This window comes from Bacillus cereus group sp. MYBK14-1 (assembly GCF_051916885.1).
In the GTDB taxonomy this organism is placed as follows: Bacteria; Bacillota; Bacilli; order Bacillales; family Bacillaceae_G; genus Bacillus_A; species Bacillus_A cereus.
The window spans coordinates 1-22,294 of the sequence record NZ_JBQAHM010000022.1 but is presented as its reverse complement, the minus strand read 5'-3'; the positions used below and the strand labels follow the sequence as shown (position 1 = coordinate 22,294).

Genomic DNA, 22,294 nt, shown 5'->3' with positions numbered 1-22,294 from the left:
CCTTATATATCAATTATTTTTCTTCTTCTTTAACAACGATATGACGAAGGATGTCTTCGTTGATCTTAGCTAAACGGTCGAATTCGTTAATCGCTTCTGCGTTAGATTTCACGTTTAAGATCATGTAGAAACCTTCACGTAAGTCGTTGATTTCGTAAGCTAAACGACGCTTACCCCACTCTTTCGTGTTAATGATTTCTGCACCATTGTTTGTTAAAACACCTGCAAAACGTTCAACTAAAGCTTTTTGAGCTTCTTCTTCAACGCCAGGACGAATGATGTACATAATTTCGTACTTTCTCATTACACTTTCACCTCCTTTTGGTCTAAACGGCCCGTAATGGGCAAGGAGCAATTAATTTATAGTAATTACTCACGAGTTTAGATTATATCATAGTAAGTTATATGAATCAACTCACCAATACATAAAAAACTTGGCAAACATATAATATATTTGCCAAGTTCATATCTTTATTTTTCCTAGGAAATATTAAATTAAACGTTAAAACGGAAGTGCATAACATCTCCGTCTTTTACGATATATTCTTTTCCTTCTAAACGTACTTTTCCAGCTTCTTTTGCAGCTGTCATAGAACCGTTTGTCATTAAATCATCGTAAGAAACTGTTTCTGCACGAATAAATCCACGCTCAAAGTCTGTATGAATAACACCAGCACATTGTGGTGCCTTCATTCCTTGTTTAAATGTCCAAGCACGTACTTCTTGAACGCCAGCTGTAAAGTACGTAGCAAGTCCTAATAGGTCATATGCTGCACGAATTAATTGATCTAAACCAGACTCTTCAATTCCTAATTCTTCAAGGAATACTTTTTTCTCTTCTTCGTCTAATTCAGCGATTTCTGATTCAATTTTTGCACATACAACGATTACTTGAGAATTTTCATTTGCTGCAAATTCTTTTACCATTTGTACGTATTTATTTTCCGAAGGATCAATAATATCGTCTTCACTTACATTCGCTACGTATAACATTTCTTTTGTTGTAAGTAAATGAAGGCCTTTAACAATCTTCATCTGCTCTTCTGTAAATTCAACAGTACGAGCTGGTTTTCCCTCTTCAAAAGCTTCTTTTAAACGAACTAAAATTTCATGCTCATATACCGCTTCTTTATCTTTTTGTCTTGCTAATTTCGCAACACGCTCGATACGCTTATCAACAGACTCTAAATCCGCTAAAATTAGCTCTAAATTGATTGTTTCAATATCATCAATTGGATCTACTTTCCCTGAAACGTGCGTAATATTTTCGTCTTCAAAACAACGAACAACTTGGCAAATTGCATCTACTTGACGAATGTGAGATAAGAATTTATTTCCTAAACCTTCACCTTTACTAGCACCTTTTACGATACCTGCAATATCAGTAAACTCGAATACAGTCGGAACAGTCTTTTTCGGTTCTACTAATTCCGTTAATTTATTTAAACGCTCATCTGGTACTTCTACAATCCCTACGTTTGGATCAATTGTACAGAATGGATAGTTCGCAGATTCTGCTCCTGCTTGTGTAATTGCATTAAATAAAGTGGACTTCCCTACGTTAGGTAATCCAACAATCCCAGCCGTTAATCCCATATTTTTCACTCCTATGTCTCAATCTTTCATCATTATAGATAGTAACGAAAAAAATGACAAGTTTCCGCCAAACGAAAAAAAGTAACAGTTACCTACTGTAACTGTTACTCTCCCTCTATTCTTCGTGCTTCACAAGTATTTTTTTCACCTTACGATCAAACTCTCTTCGAGGAATCATTACTGAATGGTCACACCCCTCGCACTTAATGCGGATATCCATTCCCATACGAATAATTTTCCAACGATTCTCGCCACATGGATGGGCTTTCTTCATTTCCACAACATCATACAAGTTATATTCCTTTTGCTCCATTCTCCAAACTCCTCTCCATACTAAATTGCTTTTCCACTAACTAATTCTTCACGATTATATAAAACCATACGTGGATATGGAATTTCAATTCCATGTAAATCAAGACGATTTTTAATCTCTTTACGAAGTGCCCTTGCAATAACTGCATGTTGCATCGGTTCTACTTCAGCAATAACACGTAATATAACTTCTGATGCAGCTAATGTTTGCACACCTAATAATTGAGGCGTTGTTACCATTTTTTCGTACTTTGAAGGTAATTCTACTAATAAATCTTCAATAACTTGCTCTGCTTTCGCAATATCAGCCTCATATGAAATAGATACATCAACAAACGCTACACTATTACTAACTGAGTAGTTAGTAACTTGAATAATACTTCCATTTGGTAAAGTATGAATTTCACCTGTCCAACTCTTTACTTTCGTTGTACGAAGTCCAATTTCTAAAACGACTCCTTCAAATTGACCGATTTTAACATAATCGCCAACTGAAAACTGATCTTCTAACAAAATAAATAAACCTGTAATAACGTCTTTCACTAAACTTTGAGCACCAAATCCGACTGCTAAACCAATTACCCCAGCACCCGCTAATAAACCTGATGCATTAATATCAAATACACCTAAAATCGCAATTAGCATAATGAACATAACAACGTACGCTACAATATTTTCAAGTAATTTCGCTACTGTAACTGTACGACGTTCTGAAATTTGAATTGGAGAACGACTCCCCATACGAAACGCATTTCGTACAACCGCCCTTGCAATTCGCACAACAACTGCACCAATTGTTAAAATAATACATATTTTTAATGTCGCAACTCCAATATGAGCCCAACGATCAGCATCTAATAAATACTGTTTCATAGAATTAAACCACTTCGCTAATAAATCCATGTACCTCTACCTCTCTAGCTAAAATTTCTTTTTAGTTACCCTTATTATTGTATCAGAAGTCCCCTAATTGCTGAAAAAATTTTATGATTTTAATCCTATTTTATCCCCGACATCCAGGTATAAAATGGAACGAATATATATATACTAGTACTATTATTTCCGTTTTCATTCACATTTTGCAAAAATTACGCACTTATAACTTTCCATTTTCCTCACCATATAACATATATTGAAAATTTATTAAAAGGATGGGTGCTTCATGAATATTGGAAGTTTTCGCTTACCATTTTTTGAGAAAGAAACTCAAAACGTTATGCACCAAGATCTAGAAGCCTCTGAAATAATCAGTAATTTCTTACTTACCCATATTCCTATTAAAACTAATATACCACTCATTCTCGTTTGTATCGGCACAGATCGCTCTACAGGTGACGCACTCGGCCCATTAGTTGGTACAAAACTTGAACAAATAGACATCCAAAACCTCCAAGTATTCGGTACACTAGATGAGCCAGTACATGCGCTAAATTTAGAAGAGAAAATTCAGAATATACAGAAAGAATATCCTACTGCATTTATAATTGCTGTTGATGCATGTTTAGGAAAGTCCCAAAATATCGGATCAATCACTACTGGAAAGGGACCTAGTAAACCTGGAGCTGCTATGAATAAGAAATTACCTGCAGTTGGTGATTTGCACATACACGGTATCGTCAATCTAAATGGGTTTATGGAGTTTTTCGTTCTTCAAAATACAAGATTAAGTTTAGTCATGAAAATGGCTGATGTAATCGCAAAAAGTATAAAAGAGACGGATCAAAAATTATCCGCATTAAAAAAAGCAAACCATCTATAAATAATAAGATGGTTTGCTTTTTAATTTTTCTGTGCTAATAGTTCTAAAATACGATTTAAATCTTCTTTATTAAAAAATTCAATTTCGATTTTACCTTTTTCTTTTTTCGTCTCTTTAATTTTCACATCTGTGCCAAACTTTTCTCTTAAGAACGTTTCACGTTCTACGAAAAATATATTTCGCTCTTTTTTCACTTTTTTTGTTTCACGTGAAACGTGTTGATTAATCTCTTGGACGATTTTCTCTAATTGACGAACATTTAATCCTTCTTTTTCAATGCGTTTCAATAAGGACTTCAATTGTTCTTCATCTTTTATCGTAAGTAAAGTTCTCCCATGAGCCATTGAAAGTTGACCATTTGCAATCATATCTTGTACGAAAGAAGGTAGGCTTAATAACCGAGTATAATTTGCAATGTAAGGTCTGCTTTTACCAAGACGTTTCGCTAATTGTTCTTGCGTTACATTTAGCTCATTCATTAACATCTGGTATGCCATTGCCTCTTCCATAGGATTTAAATCTTCTCGTTGTAAGTTTTCTAACAAAGCAAATTCCATCATTTGCTGTTCAGTTAATTGTCTTACAACCGCAGGTACTTTTTCTAAACCAGCCTCTTTTGCAGCACGAAATCGTCTTTCACCTGCAACAATTTCATATCCTTTAATACTCTTCCTAGCAATTAATGGTTGTAGAATACCGTGTTCCTTAATCGAAATTGCTAATTCCTGAATCGCCTCTTTATTAAAGTGTTTACGCGGTTGATATGGATTCGGCCTTAATTCAGTTACAAGAATCTCCTGAATTGTTTCCTCTTCTTTCACATCTAAATCAGGAAAAAACACATTAATTCCTCTTCCTAATCCTTTAGCCACCTGCAATCACTTCCTCTGCTAAATCTATATACACTTCTGCTCCTCTTGATTTAGCGTCATACTGCATAATAGGTTTCCCATGACTTGGAGCCTCGCTCAAGCGTACATTACGCGGAATAATCGAGCGATATACTTTATCCCTAAAATACTTTTTCACTTCATCTATAACTTGAATCCCTAAATTTGTACGGGCATCCAACATTGTTAACAATACACCTTGAATTGCTAAATTTTTATTTAAATGTTTTTGTACAAGTCGAACTGTATTTAATAGCTGACTTAACCCTTCTAGTGCGTAATATTCACACTGTACAGGAATAATAACAGAATCTGCTGCTGTTAATGCATTAATCGTTAATAACCCTAAAGATGGGGGACAGTCGATAATAATATAGTCATATTCATCACGAACTGGCTGTAATGCTCTTTGCAAACGTACTTCCCGGGAAATAGTCGGTACCAATTCAATTTCAGCACCAGCCAATTGAATTGTAGCGGGTAGAACATCTAAGTTTTCAGTTGCGGTTTTCTGTATAACCCCTTGAACATCTGCATCTTCCACAAGAACGTTGTAAATACATTGATCTAATTCAGATTTTTCAATTCCCACACCAGTCGTTGCATTTCCTTGAGCATCAATATCTACAAGAAGGACTTTTTTACCTACTTGCGCCAATCCAGCCCCTAAATTAACAGATGTTGTTGTTTTTCCAACACCGCCTTTTTGATTAGCAATAGCAATGATTTTTCCCATGATGTCACCTACTTTCAACCTTTCTATCTTATTCTAGTAACAATTACGTTTATTGTAACATGAAATAAAACTTTTTCTTTTACGTCCTTTATTAAACTTCAAAATTTATTTCTAAACTCCTTCTTCATTTAACAAGAAAATATAGTAAAAGAGACCTCTCCAATAGGATAAGGTCTCTAGCACGTCATTATTATTTTTTCTTTGGAATTTTAATTGTAATTTGATAGTACTCATCAAATTCTTCTTCCTCAGAATTAACATTCAAACCACTTTCAGTAACCATTTGTAAAGATTGTCTAATTGTATTCATAGCAATCCTCGTATCTCGACTTACTGCTTTTTGCTTTGCCTTACGCTTCGGTTTCGCTTCCTCTAGTAACTTCGCAATTCGTTCTTCTGTTTGCTTTACATTTAGTTGTTTCTCAACAATTTCCTGTAAAACCTTCAGTTGTAATTCCTCATTTTTTAAAGGAATGAGAGCGCGGGCATGACGTTCTGTAATGCTTTTTTCTAATAATGCACTTTTTATTTCTTCAGGCAACTTTAACAAGCGCAACTTATTTGCGATTGTAGATTGTCCTTTTCCAAGTCGTTGTGCCAATGCTTCTTGTGTTAAATTATGTAACTCAATCAGCTTTTGATATGCCACAGCTTCCTCGATTGCCGTTAGTTCCTCACGTTGCAAGTTTTCAATTAAAGCTACAGAAGCTGTCTCTGTATCATTTAAATTCTTTATAATTGCAGGAACCTTTTCCCAACCTAACTTTGTTGCCGCGCGAAAACGTCTTTCTCCAGCAATAATCTCGTACTTATCATCCTCATATTGCCTTACAACAATCGGTTGAATAAGTCCATGTGTACGAATTGTTAATGCTAGCTCATCAATACGCGCATCATCAAAAACTGTTCTTGGTTGATAACGGTTAGGGGTAATATTTACTATCGGAATTTCTTGTATTTCTTCATATACCTTTTTATCTATCTCTTCATGGCTTTCGTCTTGTAATTCGAATTCGCTCTCTTTATCTCCAAAGCCAAATAAACGAGAAAACGTATTTTTCATACATATTCCACCACCTTTTAGGCCTATTGACTATTCTCCATAAAATGTTTCCTATGAAACATTTACGTTTTCATTTATATAATTTAATCTTACGTCTAATAAGATTTATTTTTCAATAGGTAATTTATTGGGTGTTCCCGGTTTGCGTGGATATTTCTTTGGTGTCTTGCGCTTTTTCTCGATTAATAAAATATTACGTTCACTCTCTTCAAACGGCAATTGGAACGTAGACATCTCTTTTAACTCTCCGCCTAGCACCTCTAAAGCATACTTGCCATTTTCAATTTCTTCGTTTGCTGCTGCACCTTTCATTGCAATGAATGTTCCTCCAACTTTTACAAGTGGTAAACATAGCTCACTTAATACAGAAAGACGCGCAACTGCACGTGCCATTACAATATCGTATGATTCACGTACACCTTCTTTTTTCCCAAATGTTTCAGCACGATCGTGACAAAATGCAACATCACTTAATTCTAACTTTTGGGCTAAGTGATTTAAGAAATTAATACGTTTTTGCAATGAATCTACAATTGTTACTTTTAAGTGCGGGAAACAGATTTTTAAAGGAATACTTGGGAATCCAGCCCCTGCACCAACATCACAAATTGAGAATGGTTTTGAAAAATCATAATAAAAAGCAGCTGTAATGGAATCAAAAAAGTGTTTTAAATATACTTCTTCTTTTTCTGTAATAGCCGTTAAGTTCATTTTTTCATTCCACTCTACTAATGTTTCAAAGTAGATTTTGAACTGCTCTAACTGTCTAGAAGAGAGGGTGATTCCCTTCTCTTCTAGCATAGATTGAAATTGTTCTATGTTCATCTAGCAATATCTCCTTACTATTTATTGGTTCGATACGCGTGCAATTTTTCCTTGTTCTATATACACAAGTAAAATGGAAATATCCGCTGGATTTACGCCAGAAATACGTGAAGCCTGCCCCATTGAAAGTGGACGAACATCTTTCAATTTCTGTCTAGCTTCTGAAGCAAGGCTAGAAATCGCATCATAATCAATATCTACAGGGATTTTTTTACTCTCCATTTTCTTCATACGCTCTACTTGCTGTAAAGATTTTTCAATATACCCTTCATACTTAATCTGAATTTCAACTTGTTCTTTAACTTCATCACTTAATTCTACTTCACTTGGTACTAAAAGATGAATATGCTCATATGTCATCTCTGGACGACGTAATAAGTCACTTGCACGTATTCCATCTTTCAATTCACTTCCGCCAATATTGCGAATTAATTCTTGAACTTCAGGACGTGGTTTAATAATAATGCTGCTTAAACGTTCCTTTTCCTGTTCAATTTGTAATTTTTTATTTGTAAATCGCTCATAGCGCTCTTCTTTAATTAATCCAATTTCACGACCAACTTCAGTTAAACGAAGATCAGCATTATCGTGGCGTAATAATAGACGGTATTCTGCACGAGACGTTAATAAACGATATGGTTCATTTGTACCTTTCGTTACAAGATCATCAATTAAGACGCCAATATAAGCATCCTCGCGACCTAAAACAACTTCTTTTTTACCTAAAGAACGGCATGCTGCATTAATTCCAGCCATAAGCCCTTGTCCGGCCGCCTCTTCGTAACCAGAAGTTCCATTAATTTGTCCTGCTGTATATAAATTTTTAATCTTTTTCGTTTCAAGTGTTGGCCATAGTTGTGTTGGCACAATTGCATCATATTCAATTGCATAACCTGTACGCATCATTTCAACATTTTCTAGGCCTGGAATTGTTCTAAGCATGTCACGTTGTACATCTTCTGGTAAGCTTGTGGATAAACCTTGTACATATACTTCTTGTGTATTACGCCCTTCTGGCTCTAAGAAAATTTGATGGCGTGGTTTATCATTAAATCTTACTACTTTGTCTTCAATAGAAGGACAGTATCTAGGGCCTGTTCCTTTAATCATACCAGAATACATAGCTGAACGATGTAAATTTTCATCTATTAAACGGTGTGTTTCTGTACTTGTATATGTCAACCAACATGGAATTTGATCCATAATAAATTTCGTTGTTTCAAAAGAGAACGCACGTGGCTTATCATCACCTGGTTGAATTTCTGTTTTACTGTAGTCAATTGTATTACTGTTTACACGCGGAGGTGTCCCTGTTTTAAATCTAACAAGATCAAATCCAAGTTCCTCTAAATGCTCAGATAATGTAATAGACGGTTGCTGATTATTTGGACCGCTTGAATATTTTAAGTCGCCCATGATAATCTCGCCGCGTAAAAATGTTCCAGTTGTAATTACAACAGTTTTTGCTGTATATTCTGCACCAGCTTGTGTAACTACCCCTTTACATACACCTTCTTCAACGATTAAACGCTCTACCATTCCTTGGAACAACGTTAAGTTTGGTGTTTCTTCAATTGTTTTCTTTAATTCATGTTGGTAAGCGAATTTATCAGCTTGCGCTCGAAGTGCACGTACGGCTGGTCCCTTACCTGTATTTAGCATACGCATTTGAATATGAGTTTTATCAATATTACGTCCCATTTCTCCGCCTAATGCATCAATTTCACGAACAACAATCCCTTTTGCTGGTCCACCAACAGAAGGGTTACATGGCATGAATGCTACCATATCCAAATTAATTGTTAACATTAATGTTTTTGAGCCCATTCGTGCTGCCGCAAGACCAGCTTCACATCCTGCATGACCTGCACCGATTACTATGACATCGTATGAACCGGCATTGTATCCCATTGTTTATTCCTCCTAATAATCTCTATCTTTCTACAACTTCACTATATTATTTTCCTAAACAAAATTGAGAGAACAACTGGTCAATTAAGCTTTCATGCACTGTGTCCCCAGTAATTTCACCAAGTATTTCCCACGTTCTTGTTAAATCAATTTGTACCATATCAATTGGTACACCATTTTCAATCGCCTCAACTGCATCACCGATTGTTTTTCCTGCTTGTGTTAATAATCCAATATGTCTCGCATTAGAAACATATGTCATATCTGCAGAATCGATTGTTCCTTCAAAGAATAAATCAGCTATTGCCTTTTCTAGTTCAGCTATTCCTTGTTCCTCAATTAAGGATGTTGTAATAACACGATTTCCCGCGGCTAACTCTGTAACACGTTCCATATCAATCGCTTGCGGTAAATCAGTCTTATTCACAATAACAATAAAGTCTTTTCCTTGTACCGCACGGAATAGATCTTCATCCTCATTTGTTAAAGCCTCGCTATAGTTGACAACAACTAATACTAAATCCGCTTGGCTCATCATTTCTTTTGAACGTTCCACACCAATTCGTTCAACAACATCTTCTGTCTCCCGAATACCGGCTGTATCTATAAGTTTAAGAGGTACACCACGCACGTTAACGTACTCTTCAATAACATCACGAGTTGTTCCTGCAATATCAGTTACAATTGCCTTTTTCTCCTGAACAAGACTATTTAATAACGATGATTTCCCAACGTTAGGTCTACCGATAATTGCTGTAGCAATACCTTCACGTAAAATTTTCCCCTGTTTTGATGTTTCTAATATTTTTTCGATTTCCGAACGAACATGCGTCGCTTTCTCAATTAAAATATTATGTGTCATCTCTTCTACATCATCGTATTCTGGATAATCTATATTTACCTCAACATGAGCTAATGTTTCTAATATTTCTTGACGCAAAAGACCAATTAATTTAGATAATCGCCCTTCCATTTGATTAATTGCTACATTCATCGCACGATCTGTTTTTGCTCGAATCAAATCCATAACAGCTTCTGCTTGTGATAAGTCGATACGTCCATTTAAAAAAGCACGTTTTGTAAATTCGCCCGGTTCTGCCAATCGTACTCCTTGTGCTAGAATAAGTTGCAATACTTTATTTACTGAAACAAGTCCACCGTGACAGTTAATTTCCACTATATTTTCACGTGTAAAAGTCCTTGGTGCGCGCATAATAGACACCATAACTTCTTCAATAACTTGATTTGTATCTAAATCAACAATATGACCATAATGAATAGTGTGAGAAGGAACCTCTGTTAAATCCTTCCCCTTAAAAATACGATCAACTTTCTCAACCGCATCATCCCCACTTACTCGAACAATGGCAATTGCACCCTCTCCAAGCGCTGTGGAAATCGCAGCAATTGTATCAAATTCCATGTCCTTTCACCTCACTTGCTTATTTATCTCTATTTCAACATGATTATTTCTTTCACTAAATTATTAGGATACCATAACGAACCTATCTACAAAAGAAGAATAACTCATTTTATTATATCCCCATGTAAAAAACACTAAACTTATTCACAGTGGATAAGTTTAGTGTTTTTTAGTTATCCACATCTATTTTCCGCTCAAAAAAACCGGCACTCATTTGAGCAACCGGTCATTTAGGAGATATTACAACATGCCGATGTGGTTCATTTCCTTCAGAAGTTGTATTGATACCTTGATGATTTGATAATGCCTGATGAATAATTTTTCGTTCAAAAGATGGCATCGGTTCTAAAATAACTCTTTTTTTCGTATTAAATACTTGTTTCGCTAATCGATAAGAAAGTGATTCTAACGTACTTTTTCTTTTACTACGATAATTTTCAGCATCTAGTGTAATACCGATATACTGCTTCGTGTTACGATTCGCGACAAGTTTTGTTAAATACTGTAAAGAGTTCAATGTATTACCTCTTTTCCCAATTAAAACACCTACATTATCACCAGAAATTGTGAATTCGATTTCGCGTCCTTTTACAATTTTACTAATCTCGACTTCCACACCCATATCGTGAATAACATTTCTTAAATATTCTTCACATTCTTGAATTGGATCTTTCTTCAATACAACTTCTACTACTGCAGGGCGATTCCCAAATAAACCTAAGAATCCCCTTTTACCCTCATCGACAATATTTATATCTACTCGATCTTTTGATGTATTTAATTGCCTTAAAGCATCCTCTACTGCCAGCTCGACTGTTTGTCCTTTAGCAGTAATTATACTCACTTGCTTGAGCCTCCAGCTTTGTTAGCCTTAATCTCTGGCCCTTTGATAAAGTACATTTGAGCAATACCAAAGATATTACCAACAACCCAGTAAAGTGATAATGCAGCTGGGAAGTTAATTGCAAAGATTAAAATCATAATCGGCATAAGCCAAAGCATCATTGCCATTTGTGGATTTTGACCAGCTGTTCCTGCCATTGCAAGCTTTTGCTGAATAAATGTCGTAATTGCTGCAACGACTGGTAAGATATAGAACGGGTCTGCATGTCCTAAATCGAACCATAAGAAACTATGTTGTTTAATTTCAGCTGTTCTCATAATTGCATGATAAAAAGCGAACAGAATTGGCATTTGAATAAAGATTGGTAAACAACCAGCTAATGGATTTACACCATTTTTTTGGTATAACTGCATCATTTCTTGCTGCAGTTTTTGCTGTGTCGCTTGATCTTTAGAGCTATATTTCTCTTTTAACTTCACCATTTCCGGTTGTAACGCTTGCATCGCTTTCGTACTCTTCGTTTGTTTAATCATTAATGGTAATAACGCAAAACGAATGATAAGAGTCGTAACAACAATTGCTAAACCATAATTACTGTTAAATAAGTTTGCAAAATACGTGATTAACTGAGAAAGCGGGTATACGAAGTATTCATTCCAAATTCCAGTGCTTTTTGGTGTAATTGGCTGATTTACTTCACTACAGCCAGCAGTAATCGCCATTAATGCAATAAGCATGGCTAGTAAACCTAATTTCTTTTTCAAAGCCTACTCCTCCTTGTATCGGTATGTATATAGTGTAATTCATTTCCTTACGCTACTTTTTTATTCTTTTCATACCAGAGCGTTTAAAGACATGAATTAAGCTTTTCTTTACTTCTTCATATGTCATCTCTGCACAAGGCTTCCTTGCTATTATAACAAAATCTTTTCCAGAAGCTATCTCATCTTTTAACTCTGTAATAGCCTGACGGACCATGCGCTTAATTCGATTACGAACTACTGCATTTCCTATTTTCTTGCTAACAGAAAGGCCGATGCGAAAGTTTGGCTGTTCTTCTTTATCTAATTGGTATACAACAAACTGACGATTTGCATTTGATTTTCCTTTTTGAAAAACCGCCTGGAATTCATCATTCTTCTTTATACGATGTTTTTTCTTCATATCAATTGACACTCCTGTATTTCATCAGCGGAAATTCACTATTATTAGAAAAAAAGACCACTGAACGATCAGTGGTCTACGCAGATAATACTTTTCTTCCTTTACGACGACGAGCTGCTAGCACTTTACGTCCGTTCGCTGTGCTCATACGGCTGCGGAAACCATGTACTTTGCTGCGCTTACGTTTATTTGGTTGGTAAGTTCTTTTCATTATATGACACCTCCCTGAGGAATATCTGTTAAAGACAGTCCTATAAATTATAGTTAATTAACTAGGAAAATGTCAATGGTTCTAGAAATTTTCATCAAATATTCATTTTGAACCTATTCACATACTTTTTCACAGCACCTATATTTCCTTGTGGATAAATATTTTTTCGCGCTTTTTATATCCACAAACTTTTTTCGCACTTTTACACAGTATATCGTGTTGTGGACAAGTTTATTCCACAAGGTATTGATTTTGTGGATAACTTTCTTAAATTCATTGCTATAGCCACTTTTTTTTGATATTATAGTTGTGTTTTCACTTTGAATAAGTTTTCCACATCTTTATCTTATCCACAATTTGTGTATAACATGTGGACAGTTTTAATCACATGTGGGTAAATAGTTGTCCACATTTGCTTTTTTTGTCGAAAACCCTATCTCATATACAAACGACGTTTTTAGGTTTTAAAATACGTTTCGTATAAATATACATTTTATATTTATTAGGTTGTACATTTGTTGCGCAACCTTATTCTTTTACCAACTTAGTAAAGGAGGGACACCTTTGGAAAATATCTCTGATTTATGGAATAGTGCCTTAAAAGAATTAGAAAAAAAGGTAAGCAAGCCTAGTTATGAGACATGGTTAAAATCCACAACGGCTCATAACTTGAAGAAAGACGTATTAACGATTACAGCTCCGAATGAATTTGCTCGTGACTGGCTAGAATCTCATTACTCCGAACTAATTTCAGAAACACTATACGATTTAACAGGGGCAAAATTAGCAATTCGCTTTATTATTCCCCAAAGTCAAGCTGAAGAGGACATTGATCTGCCTCCAGTTAAGCCGAATCCAGCACAAGATGATTCAGCTCATTTACCACAGAGCATGTTAAATCCAAAATATACATTCGATACATTTGTTATTGGCTCTGGTAACCGTTTTGCCCATGCAGCTTCATTAGCTGTAGCTGAGGCGCCAGCTAAAGCGTATAATCCACTCTTTATTTACGGGGGAGTTGGACTTGGAAAGACACATTTAATGCACGCAATTGGTCATTATGTAATTGAACATAATCCAAATGCAAAAGTTGTATATTTATCATCAGAAAAATTTACAAATGAATTTATTAACTCTATTCGTGATAATAAAGCTGTTGATTTTCGTAATAAATATCGTAACGTAGATGTTTTATTGATAGATGATATTCAATTTCTTGCTGGAAAAGAACAGACTCAAGAAGAGTTTTTCCATACATTTAATGCATTACACGAAGAAAGTAAACAAATTGTAATTTCTAGTGACCGACCACCAAAAGAAATTCCAACTTTAGAAGATCGTCTTCGTTCCCGCTTTGAATGGGGACTTATTACAGACATTACGCCGCCAGATTTAGAGACACGAATTGCGATTTTACGCAAAAAAGCAAAAGCTGAAGGGCTTGATATACCAAATGAAGTTATGCTTTATATCGCAAATCAAATTGATTCAAATATTCGTGAATTAGAAGGTGCACTTATCCGAGTTGTAGCTTATTCATCTTTAATTAATAAAGATATTAATGCTGATTTAGCAGCTGAAGCACTTAAAGATATTATTCCAAATTCTAAGCCGAAAATTATCTCTATTTATGATATTCAAAAAGCTGTCGGGGACGTTTATCAAGTGAAATTAGAAGATTTTAAAGCGAAAAAACGTACAAAATCAGTTGCGTTTCCTCGCCAAATTGCAATGTATTTATCGCGCGAGCTTACAGATTCCTCTTTACCAAAAATAGGTGAAGAATTTGGTGGACGTGATCATACAACAGTTATCCATGCCCATGAAAAAATCTCTAAACTACTAAAAACCGATACGCAATTACAAAAGCAAGTTGAAGAAATTAATGGTATTTTAAAGTAGTAGCTGAATAGTGTGAATAACTTACCTTGTTTTACGCACAGTCTATCCACATGTAGATAGACTGTTTTTACATCCTTTAGCAGGGTTATCCACATATCCACAAGCCCTATTACTATTACTACTATTTTTTATCTTTATTAATTAAATAAAATCTTATACTTACCGGAGGTTTTTCTTTATGCGTTTTACAATACAAAAAGACTATCTTGTAAGAGGTGTACAAGATGTAATGAAGGCAGTTTCTTCTCGTACAACAATCCCAATTCTTACGGGAATTAAAGTTGTAGCAACTGAAGAAGGAGTTACATTAACAGGAAGCGATGCTGATATTTCGATTGAATCGTTTATTCCAGTCGAAGAAGATGGAAAAGAAATCGTAGAAATAGCTCAATCAGGAAGCATTGTTTTACAGGCAAAATATTTTAGTGAGATTGTAAAAAAACTACCTAAAGACACTGTCGAAATTTCTGTAGAAAATCATTTTATGACAAAAATAAAATCTGGAAAATCAGAGTTTAACTTAAATGGTTTAGATTCTGCAGAATATCCGTTATTGCCACAGATTGAAGAACATCATGTATTTAAGATACCAACAGATTTACTTAAACATATGATCAGACAAACTGTATTTGCAGTTTCTACTTCTGAAACAAGACCAATCTTGACAGGTGTAAACTGGAAGGTATATAACAGCGAGTTAACTTGTATTGCAACAGATAGTCATAGGCTGGCACTTCGAAAAGCAAAAATTGAAGGACATAATATTGCAGATGAATTCCAAGCTAATGTTGTTATCCCAGGTAAGAGCTTAAATGAATTAAGTAAAATTTTAGATGAGTCTGAAGAAATGGTAGATATCGTTATTACGGAGTATCAAGTATTATTCCGTACAAAACATTTATTATTCTTCTCAAGATTGTTAGAAGGGAATTATCCTGATACGACACGTTTAATTCCGGCAGAGAGTAAAACGGATATTTTTGTGAATACAAAAGAATTCCTACAAGCAATTGATCGGGCTTCACTATTAGCAAGAGATGGCCGCAATAACGTTGTTAAATTATCAACTTTAGAGCAAGAAATGCTAGAGATTTCTTCGAATTCACCAGAAATCGGAAAAGTTGTCGAAGAAGTACAATGCGAAAAAGTAGATGGAGAAGAGTTAAAAATATCTTTTAGTGCAAAATATATGATGGATGCATTGAAAGCTTTGGATAGTACAGAGATTAAAGTTAGCTTTACTGGGGCGATGAGACCGTTCTTAATTCGTACAGTAAATGATGATTCAATTATTCAATTAATTTTACCGGTTCGTACTTACTAGGTAAGGAATAAGGGTTGCTAGTTTAAAGATGCTAGTGGCCCTTATTTGATTTTTGGGTATTACTTTCCTAATGCTAGTTTATTTAGTACAATGAAAGAATGAACACTTTCAGAAAGTGAGCGATTTTATGAAACGTATTAAAATTTCAACAGAGTATATTACACTAGGACAATTTTTAAAGTTAGCTGATGTAATTGATACAGGTGGCGCTGTAAAATGGTTTTTACAAGAATATGAAGTGTACGTGAACAACGAACTTGAAAATAGAAGAGGTCGCAAACTATATGCGAATGATGTTATTGAAATTCCAGGAAGCGGAACTTTCCAAGTTCAGGCATAAAGGGGGAGCCCTTTGTTTATTTCAGAAATACAATTAAAAAACTATCGCAATTATGAAAAATTAGAGCTTTCCTTTGAAGATAAGGTAAATGTAATTATCGGCGAAAATGCGCAAGGGAAAACAAATTTGATGGAAGCTATTTATGTTTTAGCGATGGCGAAATCTCATAGAACCTCTAATGATCGCGAACTTATCCGCTGGGATGAAGATTTTGGTCAAATAAAAGGGAAATTACAAAAAAGAAACAGTTCTTTGTCTTTGGAATTAAATATTTCGAAAAAAGGTAAAAAGGCAAAATTAAATCAACTTGAACAACAAAAGTTAAGTCAATATATTGGCGTGATGAACGTTGTCATGTTTGCCCCAGAAGATTTAAATCTTGTAAAAGGAAGCCCTCAAGTAAGAAGACGCTTTTTAGATATGGAATTAGGACAAATAGCTCCTGTATATTTGTATGAATTAAGTCAATATCAAAAGGTGCTCACGCAACGAAATCACTTGTTGAAAAAAATGCAAGGGAATAGTAAGAATGAGGAAACGATGTTGGATGTATTTACACTTCAACTAATTGAGCATGGTGCGAAAATACTGCAAAAACGTTTTGAATTTTTGCATTTGCTACAGGAATGGGCAGCTCCAATTCATCGAGGTATAAGCCGTGGATTAGAAGAGTTAGAAATTGTCTATAAACCAAGTGTAGATGTATCAGAATCAATGGATTTGTCGAAAATAAAAGAAGTATACTATGAAAGTTTTCAATCTGTGAAACAACGTGAAATTTTCCGTGGTACGACTTTAATTGGTCCTCATCGTGACGATTTACAATTCTTCGTTAATAGTAAAAATGTTCAAGTCTTTGGTTCGCAAGGACAACAACGAACGACCGCACTATCCCTAAAATTAGCTGAAATTGAATTGATTTATTCAGAGGTTAAAGAATATCCAATCCTTTTGTTGGATGATGTTTTATCAGAATTAGATGATTATCGTCAATCACATCTTTTAAATACAATTCAAGGAAAAGTGCAAACATTTGTTACAACGACGAGTGTCGACGGAATTGAACACGAAACATTAAAAGAAGCGAAAACAATTCATGTAACGAACGGCACTGTAGATTGTGAAATAGATAGGGAATAACCCCTGTTTAAATGGAAAAGTAGGTGATCTTTGTGTCAATGGAACAAAAGCAAATGCAAGAAAATGCATATGATGAAAGTCAGATACAGGTGCTTGAAGGACTAGAGGCAGTTCGGAAACGCCCTGGTATGTATATTGGATCTACAAGTGGAAAAGGGCTTCACCATCTTGTTTGGGAAATCGTAGATAATAGTATTGATGAAGCACTTGCAGGTTATTGTGATGAAATTAATGTTAGTATCGAAGAAGATAATAGTATTCGTGTAACGGATAATGGGCGTGGTATTCCGGTTGGTATACAAGAAAAAATGGGACGTCCAGCTGTAGAAGTTATTATGACTGTTCTCCACGCCGGTGGTAAATTTGGCGGTGGCGGTTATAAAGTTTCTGGTGGTTTACATGGTGTTGGGGCATCGGTTGTAAATGCTCTATCAACAGAATTAGAAGTATTTGTACATCGTGAAGGTAAAATCCATTATCAAAAATACGAAAGAGGTATTCCGGTTGCGGATTTAAAAGTCATTGGTGACACCGATCAAACAGGAACAATAACTCGATTTAAACCAGATCCGGAAATTTTCCAAGAAACAACAGTATACGATTTTGATACGCTAGCAACTCGTATGCGTGAATTAGCGTTTTTAAATCGTAATATTAAATTAACAATTGAAGATAAACGTGAACATAAGCAAAAGAAAGAATTCCATTACGAAGGTGGAATTAAATCATACGTTGAGCATTTAAATCGCTCAAAACAACCGATTCATGAAGAGCCTGTGTACGTAGAAGGTTCAAAAGATGGTATTCAGGTTGAGGTTTCTCTTCAATATAACGAAGGATACACAAATAATATTTACTCATTTACGAATAACATCCATACGTATGAAGGTGGTACACATGAGGTAGGTTTTAAAACAGCTTTAACTCGTGTAATCAACGACTATGGTCGTAAAAATAGCATTTTAAAAGATGCGGACAGTAATTTAACTGGTGAGGATGTTCGTGAAGGTTTAACAGCAATTGTATCAATCAAGCATCCAAATCCACAATTTGAAGGACAAACGAAGACAAAACTTGGGAATAGTGAAGCGAGAACAATTACAGAGTCTGTATTCTCAGAGGCATTTGAAAAGTTCTTACTAGAAAATCCTAATGTAGCGCGAAAAATTGTAGAAAAAGGTACGATGGCTGCACGTGCACGTGTAGCTGCGAAAAAAGCGCGTGAATTGACACGTCGAAAGAGTGCGTTAGAAGTTTCAAGTTTACCTGGTAAATTAGCTGATTGCTCTTCGAAAGATCCAGCAATTAGTGAAATTTACATCGTAGAGGGTGACTCTGCGGGTGGATCTGCAAAACAAGGACGCGATCGTCATTTCCAAGCAATTTTACCGCTGAAGGGTAAAATTATTAATGTGGAAAAGGCGCGCTTAGATAAGATTTTATCAAATGATGAAGTTCGTACAATTATTACGGCAATCGGTACAAATATTGGTGGAGACTTCGATATTGAAAAAGCACGCTATCATAAAGTTATTATTATGACCGATGCCGATGTTGATGGTGCACATATTCGTACCCTATTATTAACGTTCTTCTATCGTTATATGCGTCAAATAATTGAGTGTGGTTATATCTATATTGCACAGCCGCCATTGTTTAAAATACAACAAGGTAAAAAAATTCAATATGCTTACAACGATAAGGAACTTGAAAAAATCTTAGCTGAGCTACCAGCCCAGCCGAAACCAGGAATTCAACGTTATAAAGGTCTTGGGGAGATGAATCCAACTCAGCTATGGGAGACGACAATGGATCCAGAAGTACGTTCGTTACTTCAAGTTTCTCTTCAAGATGCAATAGAAGCAGACGAAACGTTTGAAATTTTAATGGGTGATAAAGTAGAACCGCGTCGTAACTTTATCCAAGAGAATGCAAAATACGTGAAGAACCTTGATATTTAAATGAGTAATGACAGGAATCTAAGTATTCCTGTCTTCTACATATAAATCAATGTATGTGTAACGGAAATGTAAGAGGAGGTGCTCGTTGATGTCAGACAATCAACAACAAGCACGAATTCGAGAAATTAATATTAGTCATGAAATGCGTACCTCATTTTTAGATTACGCAATGAGTGTTATCGTATCTCGTGCATTACCAGATGTTCGTGATGGATTAAAACCTGTGCATCGTAGGGTTTTATATGCGATGAATGATTTAGGAATTACAGCTGATAAAGCGTATAAGAAATCAGCACGTATTGTCGGTGAAGTAATTGGTAAGTATCACCCTCATGGTGATTCAGCCGTTTATGAAACAATGGTACGTATGGCGCAAGATTTTAGTCAACGTTATATGCTTGTAGATGGGCATGGTAACTTCGGTTCTGTAGATGGAGATTCAGCAGCAGCAATGCGTTATACAGAGGCAAGAATGTCTAAGATTTCTATGGAATTAATACGTGATATTTCAAAAAATACAATTGATTATCAAGATAACTATGATGGTTCCGAAAGAGAACCGATAGTACTACCAGCGCGTTTCCCTAATTTATTAGTAAACGGTACAACAGGTATTGCTGTTGGTATGGCAACAAATATACCGCCACATCAGCTTGGCGAAGTAATTGATGGTGTGCTGGCATTAAGTCATAATCCTGATATTACTATCGCAGAATTGATGGAATATATTCCTGGTCCAGACTTTCCGACGGCAGGTTTAATTTTAGGAAGAAGTGGAATTCGAAGAGCTTATGAAACAGGTCGCGGTTCCATTATGCTTCGTGCTAAGGTTGAAATTGAAGAGAAGTCAAACGGTAAACAATCTATTATCGTAACTGAACTACCTTATCAAGTTAATAAGGCGCGATTAATTGAAAAAATCGCAGAATTAGTTCGCGATAAGAAAATTGAAGGTATTACAGATTTACGTGATGAATCAGATCGTAATGGTATGCGTATTGTCATGGAAGTACGTCGTGATGCTAATGCAAACGTACTATTAAACAATCTATATAAACATACAGCGCTTCAAACAAGTTTCGGTATTAATATGTTGTCTCTTGTAAATGGGGAGCCACAAGTACTAAATTTAAAACAAAATCTATATCATTATTTAGAGCATCAGAAGGTAGTAATTCGTAGACGTACTGCTTATGAATTAGAAAAAGCAGAAGCACGTGCTCATATTTTAGAAGGATTACGAATTGCTTTAGATCATCTTGATGAAGTTATTACGTTAATTCGTAGTTCAAAAACGGCAGATATTGCAAAGCAAGGCTTAATGGAACGTTTTGGTTTAAGTGAGAAACAAGCGCAAGCGATTTTAGATATGCGTCTGCAACGCTTAACTGGATTAGAACGTGAAAAAATTGAGCAAGAATATCAAGACTTAATGAAGTTAATTGCTGAATTAAAAGCGATTTTAGCAGATGAAGAAAAAGTTCTTGAGATTATTCGTGAAGAATTAACAGAAGTAAAAGAGCGTTTCAATGATAAGAGACGAACAGAAATTACAATTGGCGGTATGGAATTTATTGAAGATGAAGATTTAATTCCTGAACAAAACATTGCGATTACGTTAACTCATAACGGTTATATTAAGAGGTTACCAGCTTCTACGTACAAAACACAGAACCGTGGGGGACGTGGTGTGCAAGGAATGGGTACGAATGATGATGACTTTGTTGAACATTTATTAACAACGTCTACTCATGATCATATTTTATTCTTTACAAACAAGGGTAAAGTATACCGTACGAAAGGATATGAAATTCCAGAGTATAGTCGTACTGCAAAAGGACTACCAATTATTAACCTATTAGGGGTAGATAAGGGTGAGTGGATTAACGCTATTATTCCGATTCGTGAATTTGGTGACGATCAGTTCTTATTCTTTACGACAAAACAAGGGGTTTCTAAGAGAACACCACTTTCATCATTTGCAAATATACGTACAAATGGTTTAATTGCAATTTCTCTTCGTGAAGAGGATGAAGTAATATCTGTACGTTTAACATCGGGTGATAAGGATATTATTGTCGGGACAAGTAACGGTATGCTAATTCGTTTCAATGAACAAGATGTTCGTTCTATGGGACGTAATGCTGCAGGTGTTAAAGCTATTACGTTGGGCGATGAAGACCAAGTTGTAGGTATGGAAATTGTCGAAGAGGATGTAAATGTTCTAATTGTAACGAAAAATGGTTACGGAAAGCGTACACCGATTGATGAATACCGTCTGCAAAGTCGCGGTGGTAAAGGTCTGAAAACTTGTAACATTACAGATAAGAACGGTAAATTAGTAGCTGTTAAGTCTGTTACAGGTGAAGAAGATATTATGTTAATTACAGCGGCAGGCGTTATTATTCGTATGCCAGTTGATCAAATCTCTCAAATGGGACGTAATACACAAGGTGTTCGTCTAATTCGATTAGAGGAAGACCAAGAGGTAGCGACGGTAGCAAAAGCACAAAAAGATGAAGAGGAAGAAACGAGTGAAGAGGTTTCTTCAGAAGAATAAGAGAGGGGATTTTCCCTCTCTTTATTTTTTTATAATAATACTTGCATAGGGAAGAGAAAGCCTATATAATAGGCAGAGTCAGCAAATGAGAGATACAACTTATCGAAAAAACTTGTTGACGAAAGTAATATAGTATGATATATTATAAAAGTCGCTGAAACGCGATATTGAACTTTGAAAACTAAACGAAACAAACAACGTGAAACGTCAATTTTTATGTTAGATGCTAGACAAACTAACTTTATTGGAGAGTTTGATCCTGGCTCAGGATGAACGCTGGCGGCGTGCCTAATACATGCAAGTCGAGCGAATGGATTAAGAGCTTGCTCT

Annotated in this window: 21 protein-coding genes and 1 rRNA gene; 8 read left to right on the top strand and 14 right to left on the bottom strand. The window is 35.4% G+C overall.

Annotation, left to right across the window (positions count from 1 at the left end; genetic code table 11):
- Positions 1-13: 13 nt before the first annotated feature.
- From rpsF to ACTFR3_RS28220, 4 genes are all read right to left on the bottom strand, one after another.
- Positions 14-304 (bottom strand): 30S ribosomal protein S6, encoded by a 291-nt coding sequence (rpsF, locus tag ACTFR3_RS28235; RefSeq protein WP_001233778.1) that lies wholly within the window; start codon positions 302-304, stop codon positions 14-16.
- Between the two features lie 191 nt (positions 305-495).
- Positions 496-1,596: a redox-regulated ATPase YchF gene (gene ychF / locus ACTFR3_RS28230; protein ID WP_000524657.1), complete on the bottom strand. Its 1,101-nt coding sequence runs from the start codon at positions 1,594-1,596 to the stop codon at positions 496-498.
- 115 nt (positions 1,597-1,711) lie between these two features.
- Positions 1,712-1,909 carry a DUF951 domain-containing protein gene (locus tag ACTFR3_RS28225; protein WP_000435485.1) on the bottom strand — a complete coding sequence of 66 codons (198 nt, stop codon included), beginning with the start codon at positions 1,907-1,909 and terminating at the stop codon, positions 1,712-1,714.
- 20 nt (positions 1,910-1,929) lie between these two features.
- Positions 1,930-2,811: a mechanosensitive ion channel family protein gene (locus tag ACTFR3_RS28220; RefSeq protein WP_000364814.1), complete on the bottom strand. Its 882-nt coding sequence runs from the start codon at positions 2,809-2,811 to the stop codon at positions 1,930-1,932.
- A 259-nt stretch (positions 2,812-3,070) separates the two neighbouring features.
- Between ACTFR3_RS28220 and yyaC the strand changes: the two genes are divergently transcribed.
- Entirely contained in the window at positions 3,071-3,667 is a 597-nt protein-coding gene (gene yyaC, locus ACTFR3_RS28215) for a spore protease YyaC (RefSeq protein WP_001020714.1), read from the top strand.
- Between the two features lie 20 nt (positions 3,668-3,687).
- Here the strand turns inward: yyaC and spo0J are convergent, their stop codons facing one another.
- The 10 genes from spo0J to rpmH all read right to left on the bottom strand — a co-directional run bounded on the left by spo0J (position 3,688) and on the right by rpmH (position 12,734).
- A complete protein-coding gene (spo0J, locus tag ACTFR3_RS28210) occupies positions 3,688-4,539 on the bottom strand; it encodes a stage 0 sporulation protein Spo0J (protein ID WP_001051832.1) in 852 nt (283 codons plus the stop codon).
- Positions 4,532-5,293 carry a sporulation initiation inhibitor protein Soj gene (gene soj / locus ACTFR3_RS28205; protein ID WP_000516114.1) on the bottom strand — a complete coding sequence of 254 codons (762 nt, stop codon included), beginning with the start codon at positions 5,291-5,293 and terminating at the stop codon, positions 4,532-4,534. Before soj ends, spo0J begins: the two co-directional genes overlap by 8 nt.
- 190 nt (positions 5,294-5,483) lie before the next feature.
- Positions 5,484-6,356 carry a nucleoid occlusion protein gene (gene noc, locus ACTFR3_RS28200; RefSeq protein ID WP_000799016.1) on the bottom strand — a complete coding sequence of 291 codons (873 nt, stop codon included), beginning with the start codon at positions 6,354-6,356 and terminating at the stop codon, positions 5,484-5,486.
- A gap of 105 nt (positions 6,357-6,461) precedes the next feature.
- Entirely contained in the window at positions 6,462-7,181 is a 720-nt protein-coding gene (gene rsmG / locus ACTFR3_RS28195) for a 16S rRNA (guanine(527)-N(7))-methyltransferase RsmG (protein WP_001019628.1), read from the bottom strand.
- A gap of 21 nt (positions 7,182-7,202) precedes the next feature.
- Positions 7,203-9,092 (bottom strand): tRNA uridine-5-carboxymethylaminomethyl(34) synthesis enzyme MnmG, encoded by a 1,890-nt coding sequence (mnmG, locus tag ACTFR3_RS28190; RefSeq protein WP_000541031.1) that lies wholly within the window; start codon positions 9,090-9,092, stop codon positions 7,203-7,205.
- Positions 9,093-9,138: 46 nt separating this feature from the next.
- Entirely contained in the window at positions 9,139-10,515 is a 1,377-nt protein-coding gene (gene mnmE / locus ACTFR3_RS28185; RefSeq protein ID WP_074555682.1) for a tRNA uridine-5-carboxymethylaminomethyl(34) synthesis GTPase MnmE, read from the bottom strand.
- Positions 10,516-10,741: 226 nt separating this feature from the next.
- The gene (jag, locus tag ACTFR3_RS28180; protein WP_000022792.1) at positions 10,742-11,359 is read right to left on the bottom strand and encodes an RNA-binding cell elongation regulator Jag/EloR; all 618 of its coding nucleotides are present in this window, start codon (positions 11,357-11,359) and stop codon (positions 10,742-10,744) included.
- Positions 11,356-12,123 carry a YidC family membrane integrase SpoIIIJ gene (gene spoIIIJ, locus ACTFR3_RS28175; RefSeq protein WP_440045075.1) on the bottom strand — a complete coding sequence of 256 codons (768 nt, stop codon included), beginning with the start codon at positions 12,121-12,123 and terminating at the stop codon, positions 11,356-11,358. Before spoIIIJ ends, jag begins: the two co-directional genes overlap by 4 nt.
- Positions 12,124-12,175: 52 nt before the next feature.
- On the bottom strand, positions 12,176-12,523 hold the full coding sequence (gene rnpA, locus ACTFR3_RS28170; RefSeq protein ID WP_000726619.1) for a ribonuclease P protein component: 348 nt from the start codon (positions 12,521-12,523) through the stop codon (positions 12,176-12,178).
- A 76-nt stretch (positions 12,524-12,599) separates the two neighbouring features.
- Positions 12,600-12,734: a 50S ribosomal protein L34 gene (rpmH, locus tag ACTFR3_RS28165; protein ID WP_000831901.1), complete on the bottom strand. Its 135-nt coding sequence runs from the start codon at positions 12,732-12,734 to the stop codon at positions 12,600-12,602.
- 564 nt (positions 12,735-13,298) lie between these two features.
- On the opposite strand from rpmH, the gene dnaA reads away from it, so the two are divergent.
- From dnaA to ACTFR3_RS28130, 7 genes are all read left to right on the top strand, one after another.
- The gene (gene dnaA / locus ACTFR3_RS28160) at positions 13,299-14,639 is read left to right on the top strand and encodes a chromosomal replication initiator protein DnaA (protein ID WP_000428017.1); all 1,341 of its coding nucleotides are present in this window, start codon (positions 13,299-13,301) and stop codon (positions 14,637-14,639) included.
- A 178-nt stretch (positions 14,640-14,817) separates the two neighbouring features.
- Positions 14,818-15,963, top strand: coding sequence for a DNA polymerase III subunit beta (dnaN, locus tag ACTFR3_RS28155; RefSeq protein WP_001212884.1), 1,146 nt, complete (start codon positions 14,818-14,820; stop codon positions 15,961-15,963).
- A gap of 127 nt (positions 15,964-16,090) precedes the next feature.
- Positions 16,091-16,303 carry a S4 domain-containing protein YaaA gene (gene yaaA / locus ACTFR3_RS28150; protein ID WP_000821364.1) on the top strand — a complete coding sequence of 71 codons (213 nt, stop codon included), beginning with the start codon at positions 16,091-16,093 and terminating at the stop codon, positions 16,301-16,303.
- A 12-nt stretch (positions 16,304-16,315) separates the two neighbouring features.
- Positions 16,316-17,443, top strand: coding sequence for a DNA replication/repair protein RecF (recF, locus tag ACTFR3_RS28145; protein ID WP_000470745.1), 1,128 nt, complete (start codon positions 16,316-16,318; stop codon positions 17,441-17,443).
- Positions 17,444-17,481: 38 nt separating this feature from the next.
- Positions 17,482-19,404 carry a DNA topoisomerase (ATP-hydrolyzing) subunit B gene (gene gyrB / locus ACTFR3_RS28140; protein WP_000435982.1) on the top strand — a complete coding sequence of 641 codons (1,923 nt, stop codon included), beginning with the start codon at positions 17,482-17,484 and terminating at the stop codon, positions 19,402-19,404.
- An 88-nt stretch (positions 19,405-19,492) separates the two neighbouring features.
- Positions 19,493-21,964 (top strand): DNA gyrase subunit A, encoded by a 2,472-nt coding sequence (gene gyrA, locus ACTFR3_RS28135; RefSeq protein ID WP_001282864.1) that lies wholly within the window; start codon positions 19,493-19,495, stop codon positions 21,962-21,964.
- A gap of 241 nt (positions 21,965-22,205) precedes the next feature.
- Positions 22,206-22,294, top strand: a 16S ribosomal RNA gene (locus ACTFR3_RS28130); the annotation flags it as partial.

Coding starts and splice junctions, on each gene's coding strand:
- gyrB (WP_000435982.1), top strand. CDS start 17,482: ATGGAACAAAAGCAAATGCAAGAAAATGCATATGATGAAAGTCAGATA.
- noc (WP_000799016.1), bottom strand. CDS start 6,356: ATGAAAAATACGTTTTCTCGTTTATTTGGCTTTGGAGATAAAGAGAGC.
- mnmG (WP_000541031.1), bottom strand. CDS start 9,092: ATGGGATACAATGCCGGTTCATACGATGTCATAGTAATCGGTGCAGGT.
- dnaN (WP_001212884.1), top strand. CDS start 14,818: ATGCGTTTTACAATACAAAAAGACTATCTTGTAAGAGGTGTACAAGAT.
- ychF (WP_000524657.1), bottom strand. CDS start 1,596: ATGGGATTAACGGCTGGGATTGTTGGATTACCTAACGTAGGGAAGTCC.
- yaaA (WP_000821364.1), top strand. CDS start 16,091: ATGAAACGTATTAAAATTTCAACAGAGTATATTACACTAGGACAATTT.
- rpsF (WP_001233778.1), bottom strand. CDS start 304: ATGAGAAAGTACGAAATTATGTACATCATTCGTCCTGGCGTTGAAGAA.
- mnmE (WP_074555682.1), bottom strand. CDS start 10,515: ATGGAATTTGATACAATTGCTGCGATTTCCACAGCGCTTGGAGAGGGT.
- rsmG (WP_001019628.1), bottom strand. CDS start 7,181: ATGAACATAGAACAATTTCAATCTATGCTAGAAGAGAAGGGAATCACC.
- soj (WP_000516114.1), bottom strand. CDS start 5,293: ATGGGAAAAATCATTGCTATTGCTAATCAAAAAGGCGGTGTTGGAAAA.
- rpmH (WP_000831901.1), bottom strand. CDS start 12,734: ATGAAAAGAACTTACCAACCAAATAAACGTAAGCGCAGCAAAGTACAT.
- ACTFR3_RS28220 (WP_000364814.1), bottom strand. CDS start 2,811: ATGGATTTATTAGCGAAGTGGTTTAATTCTATGAAACAGTATTTATTA.
- ACTFR3_RS28225 (WP_000435485.1), bottom strand. CDS start 1,909: ATGGAGCAAAAGGAATATAACTTGTATGATGTTGTGGAAATGAAGAAA.
- rnpA (WP_000726619.1), bottom strand. CDS start 12,523: ATGAAGAAAAAACATCGTATAAAGAAGAATGATGAATTCCAGGCGGTT.
- yyaC (WP_001020714.1), top strand. CDS start 3,071: ATGAATATTGGAAGTTTTCGCTTACCATTTTTTGAGAAAGAAACTCAA.
- gyrA (WP_001282864.1), top strand. CDS start 19,493: ATGTCAGACAATCAACAACAAGCACGAATTCGAGAAATTAATATTAGT.